General features: G+C 62.5%; 15 protein-coding genes and 3 pseudogenes. 9 read left to right on the top strand and 9 right to left on the bottom strand.

Annotation, left to right across the window (positions count from 1 at the left end; genetic code table 11):
* The first annotated feature begins 427 nt into the window (after positions 1-427).
* Entirely contained in the window at positions 428-1,654 is a 1,227-nt protein-coding gene (locus EIP85_RS21860; protein WP_127904328.1) for an ROK family protein, read from the top strand.
* A 240-nt stretch (positions 1,655-1,894) separates the two neighbouring features.
* Here EIP85_RS21860 and EIP85_RS21855 read toward each other — a convergent pair.
* A pseudogene (locus tag EIP85_RS21855) lies at positions 1,895-2,220 on the bottom strand (transposase); the annotation flags it as partial.
* 226 nt (positions 2,221-2,446) lie between these two features.
* On the opposite strand from EIP85_RS21855, the gene EIP85_RS21850 reads away from it, so the two are divergent.
* The 3 genes and pseudogenes from EIP85_RS21850 to EIP85_RS23560 all read left to right on the top strand — a co-directional run bounded on the left by EIP85_RS21850 (position 2,447) and on the right by EIP85_RS23560 (position 4,773).
* The gene (locus EIP85_RS21850) at positions 2,447-4,162 is read left to right on the top strand and encodes a TadE/TadG family type IV pilus assembly protein (protein WP_164871859.1); all 1,716 of its coding nucleotides are present in this window, start codon (positions 2,447-2,449) and stop codon (positions 4,160-4,162) included.
* A gap of 102 nt (positions 4,163-4,264) precedes the next feature.
* Positions 4,265-4,522, top strand: a pseudogene (locus EIP85_RS23565) (hypothetical protein); the annotation flags it as partial.
* 32 nt (positions 4,523-4,554) lie between these two features.
* A complete protein-coding gene (locus EIP85_RS23560; RefSeq protein ID WP_127904330.1) occupies positions 4,555-4,773 on the top strand; it encodes a PfkB family carbohydrate kinase in 219 nt (72 codons plus the stop codon).
* A gap of 129 nt (positions 4,774-4,902) precedes the next feature.
* On the opposite strand, the gene EIP85_RS21840 is transcribed toward EIP85_RS23560, so the two are convergent.
* On the bottom strand, positions 4,903-6,000 hold the full coding sequence (locus EIP85_RS21840) for a flavin monoamine oxidase family protein (protein WP_206615625.1): 1,098 nt from the start codon (positions 5,998-6,000) through the stop codon (positions 4,903-4,905).
* Positions 6,001-6,031: 31 nt separating this feature from the next.
* Entirely contained in the window at positions 6,032-6,712 is a 681-nt protein-coding gene (locus tag EIP85_RS21835; RefSeq protein WP_127904325.1) for a cupin domain-containing protein, read from the bottom strand.
* Positions 6,713-7,992: 1,280 nt separating this feature from the next.
* Here EIP85_RS21835 and EIP85_RS21825 point away from each other — a divergent pair.
* A complete protein-coding gene (locus tag EIP85_RS21825; protein ID WP_206615624.1) occupies positions 7,993-9,732 on the top strand; it encodes an APC family permease in 1,740 nt (579 codons plus the stop codon).
* Positions 9,733-10,257: 525 nt separating this feature from the next.
* On the opposite strand, the pseudogene EIP85_RS23365 reads toward EIP85_RS21825, so the two are convergent.
* Positions 10,258-10,832 (bottom strand): annotated as a pseudogene (locus tag EIP85_RS23365) (IS3 family transposase); the annotation flags it as partial.
* Positions 10,833-11,142: 310 nt separating this feature from the next.
* Positions 11,143-12,219 (bottom strand): IS110 family RNA-guided transposase, encoded by a 1,077-nt coding sequence (locus EIP85_RS21815; RefSeq protein ID WP_241560142.1) that lies wholly within the window; start codon positions 12,217-12,219, stop codon positions 11,143-11,145.
* Positions 12,220-12,623: 404 nt separating this feature from the next.
* Between EIP85_RS21815 and EIP85_RS21810 the strand changes: the two genes are divergently transcribed.
* From EIP85_RS21810 to EIP85_RS21795, 4 genes are read left to right on the top strand one after another with little or no spacing between them, the layout of a single operon-like run.
* Positions 12,624-13,763 (top strand): efflux RND transporter periplasmic adaptor subunit, encoded by a 1,140-nt coding sequence (locus EIP85_RS21810; protein WP_164871857.1) that lies wholly within the window; start codon positions 12,624-12,626, stop codon positions 13,761-13,763.
* On the top strand, positions 13,760-14,905 hold the full coding sequence (locus EIP85_RS21805) for an ABC transporter permease (RefSeq protein WP_127904322.1): 1,146 nt from the start codon (positions 13,760-13,762) through the stop codon (positions 14,903-14,905). The genes EIP85_RS21810 and EIP85_RS21805 overlap by 4 nt, the downstream gene beginning before the upstream one ends.
* Before the next feature lie 4 nt (positions 14,906-14,909).
* Entirely contained in the window at positions 14,910-15,656 is a 747-nt protein-coding gene (locus EIP85_RS21800) for an ABC transporter ATP-binding protein (RefSeq protein ID WP_127904321.1), read from the top strand.
* A gap of 8 nt (positions 15,657-15,664) precedes the next feature.
* The gene (locus tag EIP85_RS21795; protein ID WP_127904320.1) at positions 15,665-16,207 is read left to right on the top strand and encodes a flavin reductase family protein; all 543 of its coding nucleotides are present in this window, start codon (positions 15,665-15,667) and stop codon (positions 16,205-16,207) included.
* A gap of 47 nt (positions 16,208-16,254) precedes the next feature.
* On the opposite strand, the gene EIP85_RS21790 is transcribed toward EIP85_RS21795, so the two are convergent.
* From EIP85_RS21790 to EIP85_RS23105, 4 genes are all read right to left on the bottom strand, one after another.
* Entirely contained in the window at positions 16,255-17,379 is a 1,125-nt protein-coding gene (locus EIP85_RS21790) for an alpha/beta fold hydrolase (protein ID WP_127904319.1), read from the bottom strand.
* A gap of 161 nt (positions 17,380-17,540) precedes the next feature.
* Positions 17,541-18,992: a dihydrolipoyl dehydrogenase family protein gene (locus EIP85_RS21785; protein ID WP_127904318.1), complete on the bottom strand. Its 1,452-nt coding sequence runs from the start codon at positions 18,990-18,992 to the stop codon at positions 17,541-17,543.
* A 544-nt stretch (positions 18,993-19,536) separates the two neighbouring features.
* A complete protein-coding gene (locus tag EIP85_RS21780; RefSeq protein ID WP_127904317.1) occupies positions 19,537-21,522 on the bottom strand; it encodes a PAS domain S-box protein in 1,986 nt (661 codons plus the stop codon).
* A gap of 17 nt (positions 21,523-21,539) precedes the next feature.
* A partial coding sequence (locus EIP85_RS23105; RefSeq protein WP_206615623.1) for a hypothetical protein occupies positions 21,540-21,769 on the bottom strand: 230 nt, incomplete at its 5' end.

Below are 21,769 nucleotides of genomic sequence, written 5' to 3'. Positions count from 1 at the left end.
TCGGTCTTGGTGATCAGGCAGGCCTTCACGGGCGCCGCCATAGCAGGCGCGGCCACGCCAAGCGCCAGAGATGCCAGAAGCCCTATGATACCCATGTGTCCGTTTTTCATGATCCTCTCCTTTGAAGATTTGTTCCGATGGGCCAATTAATACTTTTAGATGAAGTTATTATTCGTCTGCATCCTTGCATTTGACCCGTGGAACTTGCCACTCGCCGCTCCAAGCGGAAACCACTCCTCCCACGTCTGCGGCGGGTTATGCGGTACAGTTGGGGTGGCTGCCATGTCAATAAAAACTTTCGAATGAAGTATAAATAACCAAATGAGATAAAGACTCTTGTTCGGAACCATCCTGATGCGTAAGCTGCGGCGACCATCCCAAGGTCGCATCCAAGCAAGCCCGCCCAAGCCATTGGACCAGAAGCCGAATGGACCGTTCCGACAAAGACGAGCTGCTGAAGTCGACGCCGCTCAGGGGCTCCAATCAGCTGACAGTCCGGGGCTTCAACGAACGCCTCGTCCTGCATCTGGTCCGCCAGTACGGCACCGTGACCAAGGCGGAGGCGACCCTTGCGACCGGCCTCTCGCCCAATGCCGTGTCGGTCATCTTCAATGCCCTCGAAGCTGAAGCGCTCCTGCTGCGCGGAGACCCAATTCGCGGCCGTGTGGGCCAGCCCTCCGTCCCGATGCGCATCAATCCCGAAGCGCGCCACTATGTCGGGCTGAAGATTGGACGCAGAAGCTTCGACATGGTGCTCGTTGACTTCGCCGGGGCGGTGAGCGCAAGGCGCACGCACCGACACGCTTATCCGACGCCCGCCGGCACGATCGATTTTGTCAGGTCGAACCTGCGCCCTCTCCTGCGGTCCGCAAAGCGGCGGCGGGAGGATATCTCGGGCCTCGGCGTCGCGATGCCTACCGAGCTGTGGCACTGGACCGCGGATTTCGACGCTCCTCAAGAGCGGATGGACGCATGGAACGGTTTTGATGTTGCGTCGGAACTCCGCGGCCTCCTTCCCGGCCCCGTCTCGATAGAAAACGATGGCACCGCGGCCTGCCGCGCCGAGTTGGTCTTCGGTCCACCAAGACAGACGCAGAACTTCATCTACTTCTTTGTTGGCACCTTGATCGGCGGCGGCATCGTCCTGAATGGCAGCGTCTTTACAGGAAGCCGCGCCAATTCCGGCGGGTTCGGGCCACTCAGGATCCCCGATGAACCCGGCGGCCACAGGCTTATAGACCATGCCTCGCTGATCATTCTCGAGCGGCTCTTGACCGGCCAGGGGACAGATCCCGATCTGCTCGATACCCAGGGCGCCGACTGGAGAAGCCTAGAACCGGCATTGTCGACCTGGATCGCTCGCGCGGGCCGAAGTCTTGCCCACGCCATCGTCTCGACCCAGGCCGTCATCGATTTTGAAGCCGTCGTCATCGACGGGGCTTTTCCGGGCGCCATCCGCACACGGCTTTTCCAGGAGGTGGGCCGGCGGCTGGATCAGCTGGATCTGCAAGGCGTCTATAGGCCGGAGATCGAGGCCGGCCACTTCGGTGATATTGCTCGCGCTCTTGGCGGCGCCGCGTTTCACGTGTCCGCCGATTACATGATTGATCAGAACAACCTTCTTCGAAAGCAGCCCCTGCCGCAGGTGCGTTGAGGGCAACTGTGCACTCTTGGCGGATCGGTCCCGGCGCTCTGATCGAGAAGACAGCTGTTCAGCCGTAACAAGACGGTGCGGTCTTGGAGTTGTTTGGCGAGTTGGGGGTGCTCCTGGCCCTTGAGGAGGGTCAAATGGCGACCGATCTGCAACTAGGGTCAGGACTTCGGTAACGGGGACGCCCCGGTCAGGCATTTTCGCCTACTTGCGCAGGCTCACTCGAACGCATTGCGTTCGCCTGCTCACGTCGATCATGATCGTCATCTTATAGGGTGCTTCCGCGGCCAGCCCCTCGAAGATCCTGGCGAACATGCCCATCTCGCTCCAGCGTTCCATCGGCTTTGGACGGTCTTCGGCGGCCCATAAGCAGCCGGCGCATCGCGCCACCGCAACCCATTGCGTTTGATGAAGATTATCCCGCTTAACGCTCGCCGGTCATCAATCCTCGGCCCGCCATGGCTCTAGGGAAGTGAGGAGGGCTAGAAAACAGTCCGGGGGACTGCCTGCCCGACGAACGGCTGCAGCTGCGCCATCTGCTGATCGGTCAGCCAGAAAAAATTGTCCATCATGCCCCCGTCAGTCAGGGAGCGTGAATCACGCCAGCAGAACGACCGCAAGCCGATCCATGGGTCCTGACCCTAGGCGCTGGTTTTCAGATGCCGGCCTATTCGAACTCGGCTCAGGTACCCACGGGCATTGAGATGTTTTACTTCCCGGACAGCGCGGGGGTGCGATCAACGGATTGTGATGGCGCCGCCCAATGTCGCCTTATTATCGCCCCGTGATGCCGCAATGAAAAAGCCGCGCCGACAGGAAGAGCGTGGTGTGCCGCATTACCGGCGCGGCCGGATCGAAGCAAAACGGCACCAGAAAGGGGTCGACATGAATAGCGTCATGCTCCCTACCGGCATTGGCATTCGCTTGTCGAAAGCGCGATCCCGCCTCGGGGCCTTCCGCCGCTCCGAACACGGCTCAGTGACAGTATTCGGGATCTATCTGGCCGTTCTCATTATGATGGTGGGAGGTATCGCGGTCGACGTCATGCACTCTGAAGAGATCCGCACCGAGGTGCAGGATGTCGCCGATACGGCGGTTCTTGCGGCCGCCAACCTGGATCAGACGCTGGGCCCAAAGGCAGTCGTCAGCGACTATTTCAACAAGGCCGGCGTATCGAAGTATCTCAAATCTATATCGGTGACTTCGTCGACATTCTCTCGCCAGGTCTCGGTTCAAGCCAGCTCCACAATTCCGACTTTCTTCATGCGGCTGGAAGGGATCAATCACCTTACGACGCCGGAGGCCGCGACTGCGGTCCAGAGCATCGGTAACGTCGAGATTGCGCTTGCACTCGACAATTCCGGATCGATGAGCGAGCCGATGTACGGCACCGGCACAAGCAAGATCGAGGGGCTCAAGGGAGCCGCGGACTCTTTTGTGGACACGATGTACACGAACTCTGCCCCCGGCACGATCACCATGTCGATCCTTCCGTATGACTCGCATCTGGACATCGGGAACGAGCTGTTGTCCGATTTGAAAGTCACGTCGACCCCGGATGCCTCGCCGCGCAAATGCGTCGAAGATTCTTCTCTCGACTTCACGACACCGGCGATCAGCACCACGGCAACGCTTGTTCGCGTGCCCTACTACGATCCGGGCTACACGATGTCGCTCAACAACCTGATGCCCGACTGCAATTCGAGTTCCAACCGCGACTCGGTCGTCTTTTCGGCGGATCCGGCGGCCCTTAAATCGACCATCGACAGAATGACCGCCGGCGGCAACACCTCCATCGACACCGGTGTGAAATGGGCTGCTGCGACGCTTGACCCGTCCTTTCAACCCGTCGTCGACGCGATGATCTCCAAGGGCCAGCTTTCATCAACCTATGCCGGGCGGCCTGTGGCCTATAGCGACAGCAACGACATGAAGGCGCTTATCGTCATGTCCGACGGCGAGAACACGACGCGCTACGATCTCGCGCCGGCCTACCGCACCGGCAATTCTCCGGTCTGGTACGATGCGAAGCGCAGTGGGGACGCTGCGTTTTCATTCTCCAACCCCGGAGGGACGCAGTATTTTTCGTTGGCAAAGCACAGATGGCGCTCGGCTCCGTACGGCAATCGGAAGGGGGATGCCGGTTATCCCAATGGCGCGGTAAATCTCACCTATCCGCAACTCTGGGCCAAGATGTCGACACTCTATTACGCCGACTACATCTATGGCGCAGCATATGGATACGGCGCCAGCCACAACCTGTGGAACAAGATCACCACGCAGACCGACTCCACTACCATGGACAACAACCTGCAAACCATCTGCACGGCCGCCAAGAAAGCAGGCATCATAATATATTCGATCGGCTTTCAGACCTCGACCCATGGGGCGGCAATGCTTCGGGACTGCGCAACAGCGCCCTCCTTCTATTTCAACGCCCAGGGCACCGATATCTCGACGGTCTTTGCCAAGATTGCTACCAACATCCAGCACCTTAGGCTGACGCAATAAATCCCCGGAGTGCTCCCACTGAAGTGGTCCACCAACCGGGATAGAGTTATCCCGATTTCAGGCGGACCAAGAATGGCTTGGAAGTGAGGCAAGCCGGAGGAGATCGTGCTAAAGCTGCGGCAGGTTGAGCTTCTGCAGGGTCAGGGGAAGTCGGTCTCTAAGGCGGTTCGCCAGATCGGAGTGAAGGTTCAGACCCGCTACCACCGGCGCAAGGATTGAGCCGGCAGGCGCCATCGATCCGAGCCCGACGGCGAACGAGGGATGAGCCGGGATCAGCTGAAACGATTGAAGGCCCTGGAAGCCGAGAACCAGCGGCTGCGTCGAGCGGTCTCCGATCTGCCTCTGGACAAGATGATCTTGGCTTAAGCTGCCCCGGCAAGATTCTGAGCTAGATACGCCCCCGGCGGCGCATCTGTTCAAGCGATGGGCGGAGCTTCGAGATCCCCGCCGAGCCGGTCGATGTCGTCTCCACCCACGGGGCCGGGGATACGTTCACCGGCCAGTTTGCTGCCAGCCTCCTGTTCGGCAATTCGTTCGAGGACTGTTGTCGAGAGGCCACTCGGGCGGCTGCGCAGCATGTCGCCGGATCGGGACCAAGCCCTTCGGGGTGACGATGCTGCGGTTGCCCTGGGCTCTTCGTCCGCGCCGGGTCGTCTTTCATGCCGGCGCTCAGGGGAAGCAGGCGGGCATCGACGGCCGACCCCGCCACGACACACGGATCGCGGCTCGGCGCATTTGTCTCAACGCAGCGTCTCTTCCGTGCGCAGGCGCCGCTTGACCTCGGCCACGGCTTTGGCTGAAGCCTCGACCGCGCCGGCCAGGTATCCTGCCTCGCTCGGGCTCGTTTCGCTTCCGGCCAGCAGGAGCCAGTCGGCCCACGGGCCCTCTACCCAGGATGCGGCAAATTCCGGGTGGCCGGAGGCGTTCAGGTCTGACGCCGCCGCGGTGTACGGGTCAGCGGCCCAGTCCTTGTAGAGGGTCGCGTGCGGTGCCGCAGCCTCGGCTCCGAATATCCGGACGAGCTGGGCAACGCACGCCTCGGCAAGCGCCGCCTCCCCTAGCCGCCGCCGTTCAGCCGCGCTCACGCCAAGAAAGCCGAAGAGTGCGGCCTCGCCGGAAGCGGTCGTGGCATCGTGGATTTCGGGCATCGGGCCGACCATGCTCTGTGCCGTTCCGGAGTATCCGGCGTCGCGCCAGAAGGGCCTGTCGTAAAGCGCGAAGAACTTCGCGTGGGGCGCCATCCAGGTCGGTGTTTCTCGCCAGAGGGCAGACGTCTCGGGCGGCAAGCCTGGCGAAAGGGCCATTGTCTCGGCCAGAATGCGGGGCGGCAGCGCTGCAACCACCTGGTCGGCATTAACCCTGTGTTCGCCGCCATCGAGGCGCCGGATTGTCAGTTGCACCCGGTCATCGTGCAGCGACAGGCTGGTGACGCGGGAGCCGAGGCACAGCCGTTCTTTCGGCACCGTCCCGGCCATCGCGCGGATCAAGGCCCCGGAGCCCCCGGCAAGCCGCATCGACTGAGGTTCCTGCCTCAAGCCGGGGTATCGCTGGGCCGGTTCCCGGGACATGCGCTCGAAGACGACATCGCCATCGCTGCTCTGGGCGAAGACCGGCAGGCCGAGTTCCTCGACAAGCTTGCCGATGGCAGGCTGCATCAGGGGCCAGAACCACGACGGGCCGAGGTCGAAGCCATCATCGGCAGGGCCACCCGTCGCATCGACCGTCAGGATGCGCCCGCCGAGCCGATCCCGCGCCTCGAACAGCTGGAACTCCACCCCCGCCCGGTGGAGCAGCCGCGCCGCGTTGAGCCCGGCAAGACCGCCGCCAAGGATGGCCACCTGTGTATCCGTCATTGCTGTCTTCTCCGGATCAGTCTGGCATCCGGAGAACGTCCGGGGGCTGAAGCGCGGCATCCTTCAGCCAGACCCGCGCGCCCTGGGTGCCGCAGGTCGCCACGAGGGCAAGACCGGCGGGCAGACGGGCCCAGCTTTGCGCCCTCAAGGTTTCTCCCTGCATGACGATCTCTCCCGAAACGACCAGCATCTCCAGCCCCCGCTCGTTCGGGATAGTCATCCCGGCGCCTGCCCGCCACTCTTCAAGCAGAACGCGCTCCGCTCCGTCATCGAAGAGCACCCGTGCCGAGACGGCACCCTCGCGCGGCGGCGCGGGGTCGCCCTCCCCCGGCTGGCGGACGATCTGAGCGGCGTCGCCCTCACGGAACTGCCAGAGGCGGACGAAGATCGTGCAGCCATCGGCGGCAGCGGGGCTGTGCGCGGTGCCGGGAGGGTTTCGGAAATAGCAGCCGGCGGGATAGTCGCCGTGCTCGTCCTGAAACGTGCCATCGAGCACGAGGATCTCCTCGCCGCCATGATGCACATGCGGGGGAAAGGCGCTGGCCGGAGCGTAGCGCACGATCGAGGTGGCCCGCGCCACCTCATCGCCTTCCCGGTAGAGCATCTTGCGGTCTACCCCCTTGGCCGGGCTCGGCACCCAGTCGAGACCGGCGGCATGGACCGTCACGGGCCGGGTCAGGTCCTCATTGATGCGCATCGTCTCGGTCTCCCATGGTCAGCTCCATCCAGAATTTCACCTTGCCGGGCGGCGTACAGCGGCAGGGTTTCGATCTGCGGGCACGCGCCCGTCAGGACGCTGAAGTGAGGCACGCCTTCCTTCAGAGGCATCTGAAGTATCCGATCAACTAGGCCACCCACTGAGACCGGACAAGTCCGAGCCCACCCGCATGCCGTTCGAAACGTGGCGGGCGAAGAGCTACCCGCCGCTTGATGTCTGACCTGCCTCTTCGAATTAAGGTCCGTGACGGCCGGTTCGTGCGTCCCGCGTCAGGTCGTCTGCACCTCCTGAGCCTTCGGCCTCCAGGTGATCAGCGGCTTCTCCACGAAGGCGAGGACCACGTCGATCACCAGCACGAAGGCGGCGAGGATCACGATCCCTGCGAACACACCTGTCGGCTTGAAGTTCCCCTCGGCCAGAGAGATCAGGTACCCAAGCCCTGGCCGAGGCGCCGAGGTATTCCCCGATCATCGTGCCGACGATGGCGAAGCCCACCGAGGCGCGCAGCAACGACAGGATCCAGCTTGCTGCCGCCGGGATGTAGACGTGGCGCAGCAGTTCGCGCCGGCTGGCACCGCCATCTCCCGGCAGATTTCCAAATCCCGCTTCCCGTTAAACTTGGCTGTTTCCCGGTTTTGATCGCAAAAGGGCCAGCCAAATCCGGGTTGTCAGCACTATCATTACCTTTCCATGTAATGAAATTGATCGCCCGGGAGCTTTAGATACGGTTTTGAAATTGCCCACGACCCGCTCCTCGAATTCCATTCGGACCTTCAGATTCAGAGGCGGTGCGACGGTAAAGCGGCCTCGCCCAATCTGATATAACCTGGGAAGGTGGGTGAGCCATCATCCGGTAAGATCAGGTCTCCGCTCACGCCATTGTGCATATATTTGATGCTTCCGTCACGGCGATGACTCCGTCTCCCTTCATTCACTCCTCCGTTACCCTCAGGGATTTCGGGGAGCAGATTCCATTTGGCAACGTTACCGAGACAGCACGCATGGCAAGGCAAGTGCGTTGACCCCATCCAATGTCCGGCGCTCAAATCCAGCGCCCCTTCCACGGCCACCGCTCAAGACCCACCCAGAAGGTGATGGGCCTTAAAAAATTGGGTTTAAGCAGAGGTTGCATCGTCTCGCAGGGAAAATTTTGACAAATGACAGATGAACAAACTCGCCTTAGGGTCGCCGACCTTACCCTCTGATAGTTTACATCGTAAATCATCGGGTGTGGTAACCCCGGAAGGGCATTTCCTCAGTTGTTCGACAACGTCGGCAACGGGGCAAAATCGAAACAATTATTGAAAACCATCAGGTTTGGGAGCAACCATACCCCATCGACGAATATAAACCAAAGCAGGAAGGTGTATATCATGTCGGCTTCATCTGAGACGGGCAGTGCAAAGGGGCTGCGTCGCGACGCAGGTATCATTGGATTGCTATTTGCCAGTACGACCAGCATGATAGGTTCCGGCTGGTTGTTTGGGGCGCTCCATGCTTCAAAGATCGCCGGTCCGCTCAGTTTATGGAGCTGGATCATCGGTGCGTTCATCATAATGCTGGTCGCCCTTTGTTTTGCTGAGCTTGCAGCGCTCTTTCCCCGCTCCGGAGCGCTCGTGCATATGAGCCATGCCAGTCATGGCGAGGGCCTGGGACGGATTTGGGGATGGATGCTATTTCTATCCTATGTCGCCGTGCCATCCGTCGAAGCCGAAAGCATCGTGACCTATGCCAACAATCTCTATCCCCATTTCGTCGGGCATGACGGCGTGCTGACAGCGACTGGCTTCATCGCCTGCGCCGTCCTTGTGGGGATTCTGGCGCTCTTGAATCTCTTGGCCATCCGCTGGCTTCTGGCCGTGAATAACACGGTTACCTGGTGGAAGATCATCGTTCCGGCCTTGACGGCTATCGTGCTTATCTTCGCGGGCGCGAGCCAGATCGGACCTCTCTGGCCCCATGGGACCAGCGTATGGACGGCGGCGCCTAAGAGCTACAGCTCCAATGGCATCTTTATCGCGCTTCCCGCCGCGGGGATCGTCTTCAGCTTTCTGGGCTTCAGAACTGCGATCGACCTCGGAGGGGAGAGCGCCAACCCCGGGCGGAACATTCCCCTCGCCGTAATCGGCGCCGTGGTGTTGTCGGCGATCATCTATATCCTGCTCCAGATTGGCTTCCTGAACTCGCTGAAGCCTCAGGACGTCGCCAATGGCTGGGGGCATCTAGAATTCCCCGGCTCCAAAGGGCCCTTCGCCGGCCTCGCCGCACTGCTGGGATTTGGCTGGTTGGCGACGCTTCTCTATATCGACGCGGCTATCTCTCCCGCCGGCACCGGCCTTATCTACGTAACCGGTGGCTCGCGGATCCTGTTTGCAAACGGCGAAATGAAGGCCGGCCCGCAGGTGTTGACGAAGCTTAATGGGGGACAGGTCCCTTGGGTGTCAGTGGCAATCATGTGGGCCATCGGGGTGGTTTTCCTCCTGCCCTTCCCGGCCTGGCAGAAGATGGTCAACTACATCAGTGACATTACCGCGCTGACCTATGGCCTCGGTCCGATCGTCCTGTTGATCCTGCGCCGAGACCATCCGGATCTGCACCGGCCCTTCCGGATGATGGGTGCAAGCGTCGTCGCACCCGTCGCATTCATCTGCTGCGATCTGATCATCCTTTGGAGCGGCCTCACCACGGTCAGCTGGCTGTTCGTGATCGTCCTGGTCATCTTCGCGCTCTACCTGATCTACTATTTCCTGATCGCTCACGAGAGTTCCGCCGACTTTGGCTGGGAACACATCGGTTGGCTAGGCGCCTGGTTCGGCGGCATGTGGATCATCTCGGCGTTGAGCGGACACGATCTTGGAGGCTTCGGAATTCTCGGCTTCTGGTCCGCCGTCCTGTTGACGGCTCTCTGGAGCCTTGTCGTAATCGAACTCGCCAAGCGCTCTTCGCTTCCTGCCGAGGAAACGGGCAAGATTTTGGTCGAGATCGAAAACACCCTGTGATCGGGCCGCCGCTGTTTTGTACCCTCAACCCGGTCGGGCGGGCCGTCAAACGGCCCGCCCATTTTGTTGGTGGCTCGGAATCTGATACGCCTGTTCCGGCTTCCTGACGGCGAATCCGGGTTCAGATGCAAGTCCGAGCTGGATCGGCAATCCGAAACAACTTCGGGAATTCTGATCGCATTCAGCGAAGGAAGAAGACGGGCGGGAAGCTTCGGCAGCGCCCCATCAGCCCGGAGTTCTTGAGGTTCGTATAGCTATAAGCAGAGTCAGTCCCGCCGTTGTCGTCGATCGGGAACTCTACGCGACGAAGTCGTATCTCACTAGCGCCGGCACGGGGCCCTCGGAGACGCGGGCGTTTGGACGCAGCGGCGCACTCTCGGCGGTGCTCGAGCGGAAACGGCTGACCTACGCCTCTGTCGGCGCAACAAACGGCGATGCGAGCGACTTAACGCTAGCCGACAGCGGCGCCCTCGGCCCGAGGTTGATCCTGCGCGCGGGCGTCACCGGGCCCGACACCTTCGCCTTGGTGCGATCCCGGACGAAGACACACCACCAGGAATGGTTCGGGTGCTCGGGCCGAAGCCGCACACGGGACCCGTCGATCAGCCAGAGCTGGCCCCGCTTGCCCTGCTTCTCCGGAACCTTCAGCCATTCTCGCCGCCAGATCCGCTCGACGCGCTTGTGGTTCACATGCCAGCCTCCGTTCTTCAGCATCCCGGTGATCATTCGATAGCCATAGCCCCCGAACGCTCGCGCCAGCTCGATGATGTCCTCGGTCAGCCGCTCTTCATCGCCCTTACCGTAGGGCACCTTGCGCTGCGTCGATCGATGCTGACCCCAGGTGCGGCAGGCCCGGCGCTCGGATATCCCGAGGGCCTGCCGCACATAGCCGTTGCACCGCCGGCGGCGTGAACGACTCAGGAGGTCCACCCGTTCAGGGCTGAACCGCCCCCCCGGTCTGTTTCCGGGACGCCCTTTACTCCATGGGCAGCTTCAACCAGGATCATCTTGTCCAGCATCAGATCGGACACCGCCCGCCGCAGCCGCTGGTTCTCAGCCTATAGGGCCTTCAACCGCTTCTGCTGACCCCGGCTCATCCCGCGTTCGCCGTCGGCCGCGCCATTTCAGGTTTCTGTCTCATCTCCACTCCTTGGCGGTTACATTGAGCCAGAACCCCTCCGTTATGAATTCAACTGGTATGTCCCACGGGCTCTGATGCCGGACACAGCGACTGTTCTCGGGCCGGCGCGACCAATGATTGGCTCCCAGAACGGTTCTCTGATCGCGGTGATGTCAAGGGATGTGGGTCCGTTGTCCGCCCGGGGCATGGTTCTCTCCGAAGTCGGGTTGTACGCTTCATGATCGCGTGCGGGGCTGATCGTCTGGAATGTCGTTCACAAGGTTGGTTTGTCATGACCACCTCGACCGATTTGCTGAGATCGATCGGCCACCGTCCCAGGGACGCCTGGCGCGCACTTCTCCGCAGGCGGGATACTTTGAATACGCTGTTGCCTCCTTTGTCCATCTGAACACGCTGCCGTCGCGCCATATCGCATAGAGGATCACCGCCAGTTTGCGCGCCCTGGCAACGACGGCCTTCTTGAAGCCCTTTCGGGCACTGAGACGGACTGTCCAGGCCTTGAGTGGGGAAAACCGGGCGACCTGGGTGATCAATGTCGCCACCGCGGAGACCAGAAGCCGCCGCATATCGGCATCGCCGCATTTCGAGATGCAGCCCGGCCGGTCAACTTCGCTCGACAGGTATCGTCGTGGTGTGAGGCCGAGAAAGGCGCCAACATCGGAGACGCGGCGGAACCGGGCGGGGTCATCGAGTGTCGCGACGAAGCCCAGCGCCGTGATCGTGCCTATGCCGGGGACCGACATAAGGCGCCCTTCGAGCTCGCTGCGCCGGGCGATCGCCAGCAATTCTCCGTCGAGGGCTGCTGTCGCCGCACAAAGCATTCCGTGAATCGGACTCATCGTCTCGGCCAGCAACCGGAGCACGGGGTCACCGGCACCCGTTTCCGACAACTGGTCGCGAAACCCGCGCCGGGCCTTGGCCTGATGGACCTGCGTCATGCGAATGCCGTAGGTCTTCAGCATGCCGCGCAGGTGGGCCTCCAGCTCCTTGCGCATCCGGATGAGGCGCTCCCGCGCCCCGACCGGGGCCCGGATGTGGTTCGAAGCCTCGCTGTGGATGTGGACCCGGGTGAGCCAGCCAGTCCGCGCCAGCTGGGCCAGGCTCTCCGCATCGACCTTGTCGGACTTGTTCAAGCGCGCCGAAAGCACCTTATTGGCCAGACGGGCGTCGATGCACAGTATCGACACGCCGCGCCGCTCCAGCTCCCGCGTCAGCCAGGTTGAAAGAATGCCGCTCTCGTGGACAACGCGCTCCGTCTGGGGCGCTTCGGCCGCGATGAAGGCCGCGATCCGTTCTTGATCCGTTGGCAGTACCGCTCGGCGCCGAACGCCTCCCTTGGCATCCACCCGCAGACCGAAACCTCTTTCGAAGATACGTCGAGACCAACATACTCCGTCATCGTCGTTCTCCTCACGGCTTGGAAACTCTGAGGCCTAAGATATCAGACCTCGTTCGCCCAAGGAGAGTGACCGCCGCGATCAAACCATGTCGTTCAGGGTTACCCTGCAACTGCCGCGGCGCGGGCCGTAGTACCGCCGTGCCGTCGGGCGCGGCGGCCAGGCAGATGATGCATGTCAAAGCGTCCTTATCCCTGACGTGAAAAGAAAGGCCGAGGGGCCACACATGACAGGGGTCGTTCGTGCCGGAAGCGCCAGAATCCAATTTGCAAAAATCATCCCCTGCCGAAAGCCGGGGCGCCAGCAATGCGCGCGCAAGGCTGCAAGCGCGCAGAAGAGCCCGCGTTTTCGCGGTGGTCTTGCTTGTCGTATTGGTTGCTGGCGTTGGCTTCGGGCTCTGGACAGCCTTTCTTCGCCCCGTTCCGGTCGAAGCCGCCGGTGTCGCGACGGACGTGCCGGTCCAGGTCTTCGGCCTTGGCACGGTGGAGGCGCGCGTCAGTTCGAAGATCGGCTTCCAGGTGCCGGGCGTGCTCGTTGACCTGCGCGCCGACGTCGGCGACCGCGTCGCCAAGGGCACCGTCCTCGCCCGACTCGACGATCGTGTGCAGAAGGCGGTCCTCACCCGGGCGGATGCGACCGTGGAACAGGCCAACGCCGGGCTGGCGAAGGCGCAGGCCAGCCTCGACAAGGCCCAGGTGAATTATGCAAACGCAAGGAGTGTGAACGAGCGCCGCCAGGTGCTTTTGCAGGGCAACACGACATCCGTCGAAGCGGCCCAGGCGGCGCAAGCCTCCGAGGATGCCGCGAAGGCCGATGTGACCGTCGCGCAAAGCGAGATGCTGGTGGCCAGGGCCAACATCAGTGACGCCAGGGCCCAGCAGCAGCAGCAGGCGGCGATCCTGAGCTACTACACGCTCGTCGCGCCCTACGACGCGATGGTGACGGCGCGGAACGAGGAACCTGGCTCGGCGCTGACCGCCGGGGAGTCGGTCTTCACCCTCGTCGACCCGAAATCCATCTGGGTGCTCGCTTATGTGGACGAGAGCAAGGCCGGCGACATCAAGGTGGGTCAGCCGGCGACGATCGTCCTGCGCTCCCATCCGACCGAGCGGCTGGCCGGACGGGTCGCGCGGATCGAGCCCGAGAGCGACCGCGTAAACGAGGAACGCAAGGTGGAGATTGCCTTCAGCAACCCGCGGCAGAATTTCAATCTCGGCGAACAGGCGGAGGCCTATGTCACCACGATGCGTCTGCCGCAGGCGTTGCTCGTGCCCGAGGTGGCGATCCTCGACCTCTCCAAGGACAGCGGAACGGTGTGGACGGTCGAGGACGGCCAGCTGAAGCAACACAAGGCCACTCTTGGCCACCGGCTGCTCGACGGGCGCTACGAGATCACGGGCGGCGTTCCGGAGGGTGCGCGCGTCGTCACGGTCCTGCGGGCCGGGCTGCGCGCCGGCCGGGCGGCGAACGTGGTGAACGGACGCGGGCAATGAACCTCGCCTACCGTGACATCCGGCGCAATCTGCTGCGGTTCGTGCTGACAAACCTCGGGCTGAGCCTGCTTCTCGGCATCGTCATCATGATTACGGGCGTCTATGGCGGCCTTGTCGATGACGCGTTGCGGCAGGCCCGGGCTGCCCATGCCGATCTCTGGGTCGTGGAAGCGGGCACCAAGGGCCCCTTCGCAGAAGGCTCGCGCATTTCCGGCGACACGCGCGAACTTGTGGCGCGGGTCTACGGCGTTGCGGGCGCCGGGGCCGTGACCTACCAGTCGGTCCAGACCGAGCTCAACGGCAAGCCGCTTCGGTTCTTCCTCGTCGGCTTCGAGCCGGGACGGCCCGGCGGGCCGGCGAAGCTGATGACCGGGCGCGACATCATGCGCGACCACTACGAGATGATCGTGGACCGTTCTGCCGGGCTGAAGCTTGGTCAGGTCATCCCCCTGGGCACACATGGGCACGCGTTCACCGTCGTCGGGCTGACACGTGGGCAGGTCACCTCTTCCGGTGATCCGGTCGCCTATGTCACCCTTCGGGACGCCCAGGCCCTGCAGTTCGAGCTCGCGCCTCCAGCAGAGCGCCGGGAGGCGGCACGCGGCGGCCGGGGCACATCGAGCGACCAGATCAACGCGGTCATCGCCACGGTGTCACCCCATGTCCGCATCAGCGATGTCGCCTCGGCCCTGTCGCGATGGAAGCATCTGACCACACTGACCGAGGCGCAGCAGGAAACGCTGCTGAGCAAGTTCGTCATCCAGAAAGCGCGCAGCCAGCAGATGATGATCATGATCCTCCTGGTGATTGTCTCTGCGGTCATCATCGCGCTCATCATCTACACGCTGACCATGGACAAGGTCCGCTCGATCGCCACGCTCAAGTTCATCGGCGCGCCCGATCGCACCATCGTCGGCCTTGTCGTGCAGCAGGCGCTGTCCATGGGCATCTTCGGCTATTTCACCGGCTTGGTGCTGGTTCTTGTCTTCAAGCCATATTTCCCACGCCGGCTGGTCCTCGATCCCCAGAGCATCGTGATTGTCTTCGCCATCACCGTCGCGGTCTGTCTTGCCGCCAGCACCCTGGGCATCCGGCTGGCCCTGAAGGTGGACCCGGCCGAGGCCCTGGCAGGTACCGGGTAGAGCAATGCCACAATCCGACAAGGATCCGGTCGTACGCATCGAGCATCTGTCCAAGCATTTCGGCGAGGGCAGCGCGCAGGTCGACGCCCTGCGAGACATCAACATGACGGTCTATCCCGGTCAGGTCGTCGGCCTCATGGGGCCAAGCGGTTCGGGCAAGACCACCCTACTCAACTGCATCGCCTGCATCGTGGAGCCGAGCGGCGGGCGCATCACGCTCGATGGTGCGTTGGTCTACGATGACGCCTGGCTGAAATCAGACCTGCGCCGGCTGCGGCTCGACAAGATCGGCTTCATCTTCCAATACCCCAACCTTCTTCCCTTCCTGGACGGCACAGACAACGTCGCGGTCGTCCTGAACCTTGCCGGATATGGCAGGTCGACTGCACGCGAACGGGCGTCACAGCTCCTGGAATATCTGGATGTTGCGCATCGCAAGCATGCCATGCCGGCGCAGCTCTCCGGCGGAGAGGCGCAGCGTGTGGCGATCGCGCGCGCTCTGGCCAATCGGCCGCGCATCATCCTCGCCGACGAGCCGACGGCGCCCCTCGATTCCGAGCGCGCCCGGATCGTGATGGATCTCCTGCGCCGGATCGCCCAGGAGCAGGACGCCGCCATCATTGTCGTGACCCATGACGAGATGATCCTCGACCGGTTCGATCATATCTACCGGTTGCGCGACGGACGGCTCGAGATCGATACGGAAAAGGCGATGCCGCCAATGCACCCAAGCCATCCCCCGCCCGAATGAGGACAAAGATGCAGCCGTTGCCGCTCTCCCGCGCCTTCACGCTGATTGAACCCGGGCCGGTGGTCCTCGTGACGACCCATGATGGCGCAAGGGCCAACATCATGACCATCACCTGGACGATGGTCCGCGGCTTCAATGCCGAGTTTGCGCTCACCACCGGGCCGTGGAACCACTCCTGGCATGCACTGAAGGGCACCGGCGAGTGCGTGCTTACCATCCCGACCGCCGACATGATCGACACCGTCGTCGGCATCGGGATGTGCTCCGGCGCGGATACCGACAAGTTCGCGCGGTTTGGCCTCACGCCTCTTGCCGCGCGCCACGTCAGGGCGCCCCTGATCCAGGAGTGCCTCGCCAATATAGAATGCCGGGTCGAGGAGATCGTCGGGCGGCTGAATCTCGTGCTCCTTCAGGGGGTCGCAGCCCATATCGATCTCGACCGGCCGGACACGAGGCTGCTTCACGCCGTCGGGGACGGAACCTTCACCGCCGATGGCGAGCGGTTCGACCGGCGCGAGGCGATGCGGGCCAAGCTGCCCGAGGGCCTCTAGACGACATCGTTCGGCCTGTCCTTCGATCTGACGTTCGTCTTCGCGCGTCAGCGCGACCCTGCTGAACCGCCTTGGACACCGATCCAGGATCCAATCCCTGGCCAAGCCTCCGTCAGGGTCTTTTTGCCCATGAACAGGCCGATGTGCCCCCCATCCACCAGTCGCCGCTCAATCCGGTTCTTTTCGGTGCCGACCAGATCGGCGGCAGCGAACACCTGCTCCTTGGTCGTGATGTCATCGGAAGCCCCGGCCAGAAGGTAGAGCGGACAGGTAATGTCACCAAGCGAAAGCCGTCTTCCAAGGCCGGTGAACCGACCCTTCGCGAAGAGATTTCGTTTGAAGAGCAGGTCGATCGCCTGAAGATAATAACGTCCCGGCAGGTCGATCGGATTCTCGTACCAGCGTTCGAAGGCCTCCGTGCGCTCGACGTAATTCCGCTCCTCGATATGGGCATAGAGGTCGACGAACTTGCCCACGTATTGTTCGCCGGGATGCATGTTCTTCCAGCCGGACAGCATGAGGCTTCCAGGCATCCGGCCCTCACCGCTCGCGACCATCTCCTCGTAGAGCTTGAGGGGCGTCCGGTGCGCCAGTCGCTTGATCGGCCCGTTCCCCGCATCGGTATCGATGGGTGATCCCGCCAGCACCAGCGCCCGCACCTTCTCGGGGTAACGGGCGGCGTACATGGCCGCCATCCATCCCCCCTGGCACAGACCCACGAGGATCGCGGTGCCGCCGAGGTCATCCACGACGACGTTGATCTCCGCCAGATACTTGTCGATGTTGAAATCCCGCATCTCGACAGTGGCGGCCTTCCAATCCGTCACCAGCACCCGGCCTAGCCCGGCCCCGAGCAGCGTCTCGACAAGGCTCTGCCCCTTTGCATAGTCAGCGATGGTCGAGGAATGCCCGGCATAGGGCGCATCCACGACAACGGGCACGCCGCCGCCGCTGCCGCCAAAGTCCCGGACGCGCATGGTGTCCAGGTCGATCAAGACCCTGTTCTTCGTCGCCCACCTCGGCTCGGGCGGGCTGCTGATCTCTGCAGCGGCCTGCACGAAATGCAGCCCGTCCTCGACGGCGCGGAACTCGGCCTCCTCCATCTCCATCGCGGCCGCCATAGGCCAGAACCAGGGGACGGAATGCTCGTATTTCGGGGCAACGGCAGTCATGTTCTTTCCTTTCGAACCCGGCGCGAATTGCCCTGTGCCGGTCCAGTTCCTTTGAAAGCCTGCGGGCCGGTTCCTGTCGCGCCGGTATGGTGCATGGGCAGATCCCGGCAGGGGACGGTGGTCGAACCGGAAACCCGGGCCGCGATCGCCGCATCCGTGGATCAGCCTGGCTCGCGGCGCTGACCCGCGATCGCAGATTGCGCCGCCAGCCCGAATGCCTCGGTCAGGGTCGGGTGGGGATGAATGCTTGCGGCCAGTTGCTCAAGCGTCAGGCCATTGCGAACCACAAGCGCAGCCTCACCCGTCACATCGGCGGCGCCTTCGGCCAGCACATGCACACCGACGATGCGATGGTCATCCCTCCGGTAGATGAGGCGGAGCCGCCCCAGGACCTCTCCGGCGATCTGGGCCCGGGCGTCGATCCGGTAATCGTATTCGGCGGCGGCGACATCGAGCCCCCGCGCCTTCGCCTCTTCCTCGGTCAGCCCAGCCATCCCGATCTCCGGTCGCGAGAAAATCACTGCGCTGTTGTGTTCCGGGCGTGGAAAGGCGGCAGGCATTCCGAGAATATGTCTTGCCACGGCGAGGGCCTGGGCGGTGGCCCAATGGGCGAACATCGGATGGCCGACGAGGTCCCCGGTCGCGAAGATGCCAGGCTCGTCGGTTTCGAGTTCGGCGTTCACGATCACACCATGCGGGCCGTGTCTGACGCCGGTGGTTTCGAGCCCGAGGCCAACGACATTGGGATGCCGCCCCGCCACGATCGCCACCACCTGGGCTTCGATCACGTCAGGACTGCCGGCGCGGCTGAAATGGACACGGTGGGCACCTTCACTGCCGTCGATGCGGTCAACGCTGACGCCTGTCTCCAGCCTGATCCCGGTCGCGACCAGCTGGTCCGAGAGGAGCTTCGCCAGAACACCGTCGACCGGCCCGAGGATCCGCGGGGCGGCCTCGAGAACCGAAACCCTTGCGCCGAGCATCCCGAAGATCTGTGCCATCTCGATCCCGATTGGCCCGCCACCGATCAGGACGAGCGACTCGGGAACAAAGCCGATGCCGATCAGACGATCGGAATCGAGCACCCCCGGCAGATCAACGCCGGGAATTGGCAGCGGGCTCGGCATCGAGCCTGTCGCCAGAATGGCCCGTTCAAAGCGCACGGAGCAACCGGGCGCGCCGACCCTTTCGATCCGAGCGGTACGTGGGCCGGTGAGCCGTGCGCGGCCGAATACGACTTCCAGCGACGGCAGGCTACGTGCCTTGGTCAGCGCTCCGCCGGAACGCTGTGCGAGGATCTGGTGACGTCGACGCTGGACCACATCCCAATTGACCGCCGGCGGCTCGCCGGAAGGGCTTCCAAGCCCGAACTCCGACGCACGCGCGGCCTCCCACCGGCGGAAGGCGGTTTCACGAAAGATCTTGGATGGAATGCAGCCCGAAAACAGGCAGGTGCCGCCAAGACCCGGACCGGCCTCGACCAGCATCACCCGCCGCCCCGCCTGCGCCAGGGCCATCGCTGCCGGAGTGCCGCCGGGCCCGCCGCCGATGATCAGGACGTCGACGGCATCGTCAGCCGGGTGCGTCTGTGCGGTTTCTGAGCCGTTGGACATGGCCTGCCCTCCTCAATGGCAAAATGCGCGGCAAGGCACGGACTCCGGGCGCGCCGAGATCTCGGGGCCACGGATCGGGATCATGCATAAGTCAGCGGGCTGTTCTTCCGGCATGGCGACTTGCGTCCGAACCTCTCGCCAGGACAGTCGGCCGAGCGCGCGCCCGAAACCATGACGCAGATCAAGCGCAGTGCGCCAACGCGTCCGTCCGACCCCGCAGCGGCGCCTTCCAGCGGGACCGGAACGGCCAGATCCTGCGCGTCTTGGCACACCGCTCCGATGGAGCGCCCTCATCTCGCCGGATGGCCTTTCAACGGTCGGCAAATTGCGTGCCGGCAAGCTCCGCCCGGAGTTCCCAATCAGAATTACCGAGGCTGACTGAGCCTCTACGACTGAGCTGGTCCATCGGTATGTTTAGGACCGTCGAGTCTGCGAGGTGTCGGGTCAGCCGCGGCCTACCCAGCGACACCTGCAAGCCTCATCCCGGTAGCACCGAGACCAGCCATGCACTAACAATCAACCCAGACCAGTCATATGGGGCTACTCACCACTTTATCGGAAGTTCGACCCAAAACATCGTCCGGACACCGGGCTCGGACACATAATCAATCTTGCCGCCCATCGCCTCGACGAGCGCCTTCGCTATAACCAACCCCAGGCCGGATCCTTCGTGTTTGCGCGTGGAGTGTTCCGCCTGCTGCGAGAATGGCGTGAACATGCGCGATCTGAATTCGGGGGCGATCCCGCTTCCATGGTCGGTGACGCTAATTCGATAGCACGTGTCGTCGGCATGAAGATCCACCTGGACCTCCGCTCCGGTCGGCGAGTGTTTTGCGGCATTCGAAAGAATGTTCCCCACTGCCTGGCCAAGCCTTGCAGGATCGACTTCGGACGTGATGGCCTCCGCGTCACAGGAAATGGCAAAGCTTACATCATTTCGTCTTGCTGCCGGTTCCGCCGAGGACACGGCGCCGCGCACGATCTCCAAAATATCTGAGTTCTCGAGATCCAACTTGAAGCAGCCGGAATGGATGTATTGGACATCGAGCAAGTCGTCTGCGAGTCGCTTCAGCCGTTCGCAATTTCGCTTGGCGACATCGAGCAGTCGCGAAATTGCTTCCGGCGGATCATCCTTGAGAACCCCCTTCACCAGGCTGACGGATCCGTAGACCGACGCGATCGGCGTTCGCAATTCATGGCTGACGAGGGAAATGAACTCATTTCTGAGGTCGGCCAAACGCTCCTGTTCGGTTATATCGACGAGTTCGACAATGAAAGCGCCGTCGCCCGATGTCTCGCTACTGAGGGCGGCGACCGTCATGACGCAGCGAATGCGCGTTCCGTCAGGACGCAGGAATGTCTTTCTCTCCTTGTAGCCGAGCGGATCTTCCGATGCCCTCCGACAGATTTCACTCCCGGTTTCGCCTTCCAGGGAAGGGCCAAGCAGTTCCCATAAGTCTCGACCGCAGAGCACCTCCCCCGCGCGTCCGAGAAGGTCATGTCCCGCCTCGTTCAGCATGAGGATCTTGCCCGCCCCGTCCAGGTAAGCCATCGCAAGCGGCGCGCGGAGGATCATTCTCTTGAGGTCGGCCTTCTTCGCCTCGGCAATTTCGGTCGCCTCGCGCAGCGACGTGATGTCCGACATCGTACCCAGGATCTTCTGGGCGCGCCCGTCCATGTCGCGTTGAACAACCTTGAAGACTGATCTGATCCAGCGCCAATCACCGCTCTCCCCGATCAGGCGATATTCGCTGACGGCGCGTTCAGACCGACCTTCGATGCAAGCCCGTTCCGCCGGGAGAATCCGCGCGAGGTCATCCGGGTGGACCCGGCTCATCCACATCTGCTCGTGGGTCATGCCCTTCAGGTCGGAAATGCCGACAAGTCTGTACCAGGCATCGGACACGATCTCTTCGCCGGATGTCAGATCATATTCAAAGACGGCGATTTCACTGTTTTCAAGCGCCGCATGCCAGCGCTGTTCGAGGGTGCGGACACGCCGCTCGGCCGCGACCCTGCGGCTCACGTCATTGAGGGTGATCGCGGTATATTTCTGGCCGCTTTCCGTGCTCAGCGTCCTTTCGAACAGCTCGAACCGGCAGATCGCCCCATCCGCGCATTTCAGGGTCACTGGCGCAATCTCGGCACCGGCGTTTTGCCTCGGGGCCATCACCGCCCCACCGCACATAGAGATGCCAGGAAGGAGCTCGGCAATCCTGGTTCCTTCCAGTCGCAGTTTGTTTCCGCCAAAGGTGCGACGTGCCGCCTCGCTGCAAAACACCACGAAGCCATCCTGATTGACGACAATGATGTTTCCCGGAGAAAATTCGAGGATCGATCTTAGCAGATGTGCATCATTGGGAAGCGACCGGGGCGACGTCGGGCCGGTCTCGCCCCGAGGAGGGGCATAAGCCCCTGTGCACTCTGTCTTGTTGCCGTCCGACCGCCCGGTCTCTGGTGTCTTGCGTAATACCCAGAGAGCTGCTCGGCTCTTCGCATCACGGTCCAGGGCCTGTTCCCAGATATTCATTTGCAACCTTCACGCATTTATTGTTCCGGAAGGGACTCAACGGATACCCGTACATTCACAAAAAGCCATGACCCCGGCGTGGCTGTCTTGCACGATGAAAGCTTGCTGACAGACCAATTATTGTACTGCTCTTTCCGAAAGTAGCCGGAGGACACGGTATAAGACGATGGCTCATCCATCATTGGAACGCCGCTGACGTCGACGGCAGCCGGATGCTGCGCGATGGGTAAGGACAGGCGCAATCCAT

This window comes from Solirhodobacter olei, from assembly GCF_004010155.1.
In the GTDB taxonomy this organism is placed as follows: Bacteria; Pseudomonadota; Alphaproteobacteria; order Rhodobacterales; family Rhodobacteraceae; genus Solirhodobacter; species Solirhodobacter olei.
The sequence above is the reverse complement of the archived record's forward strand: the minus strand, read 5'-3'. Positions and strand labels throughout refer to the sequence as shown.

Bases quoted from the DNA above. Each gene is read 5' to 3' on its own strand.
- EIP85_RS21860 (WP_127904328.1), top strand. From the start codon at position 428: ATGGACCGTTCCGACAAAGACGAGCTGCTGAAGTCGACGCCGCTCAGG.
- EIP85_RS21850 (WP_164871859.1), top strand. From the start codon at position 2,447: ATGAAAAAGCCGCGCCGACAGGAAGAGCGTGGTGTGCCGCATTACCGG.
- EIP85_RS21835 (WP_127904325.1), bottom strand. From the start codon at position 6,712: ATGCGCATCAATGAGGACCTGACCCGGCCCGTGACGGTCCATGCCGCC.
- EIP85_RS21805 (WP_127904322.1), top strand. From the start codon at position 13,760: ATGAACCTCGCCTACCGTGACATCCGGCGCAATCTGCTGCGGTTCGTG.
- EIP85_RS21800 (WP_127904321.1), top strand. From the start codon at position 14,910: ATGCCACAATCCGACAAGGATCCGGTCGTACGCATCGAGCATCTGTCC.
- EIP85_RS21795 (WP_127904320.1), top strand. From the start codon at position 15,665: ATGCAGCCGTTGCCGCTCTCCCGCGCCTTCACGCTGATTGAACCCGGG.
- EIP85_RS21790 (WP_127904319.1), bottom strand. From the start codon at position 17,379: ATGACTGCCGTTGCCCCGAAATACGAGCATTCCGTCCCCTGGTTCTGG.
- EIP85_RS21785 (WP_127904318.1), bottom strand. From the start codon at position 18,992: ATGTCCAACGGCTCAGAAACCGCACAGACGCACCCGGCTGACGATGCC.
- EIP85_RS21780 (WP_127904317.1), bottom strand. From the start codon at position 21,522: ATGAATATCTGGGAACAGGCCCTGGACCGTGATGCGAAGAGCCGAGCA.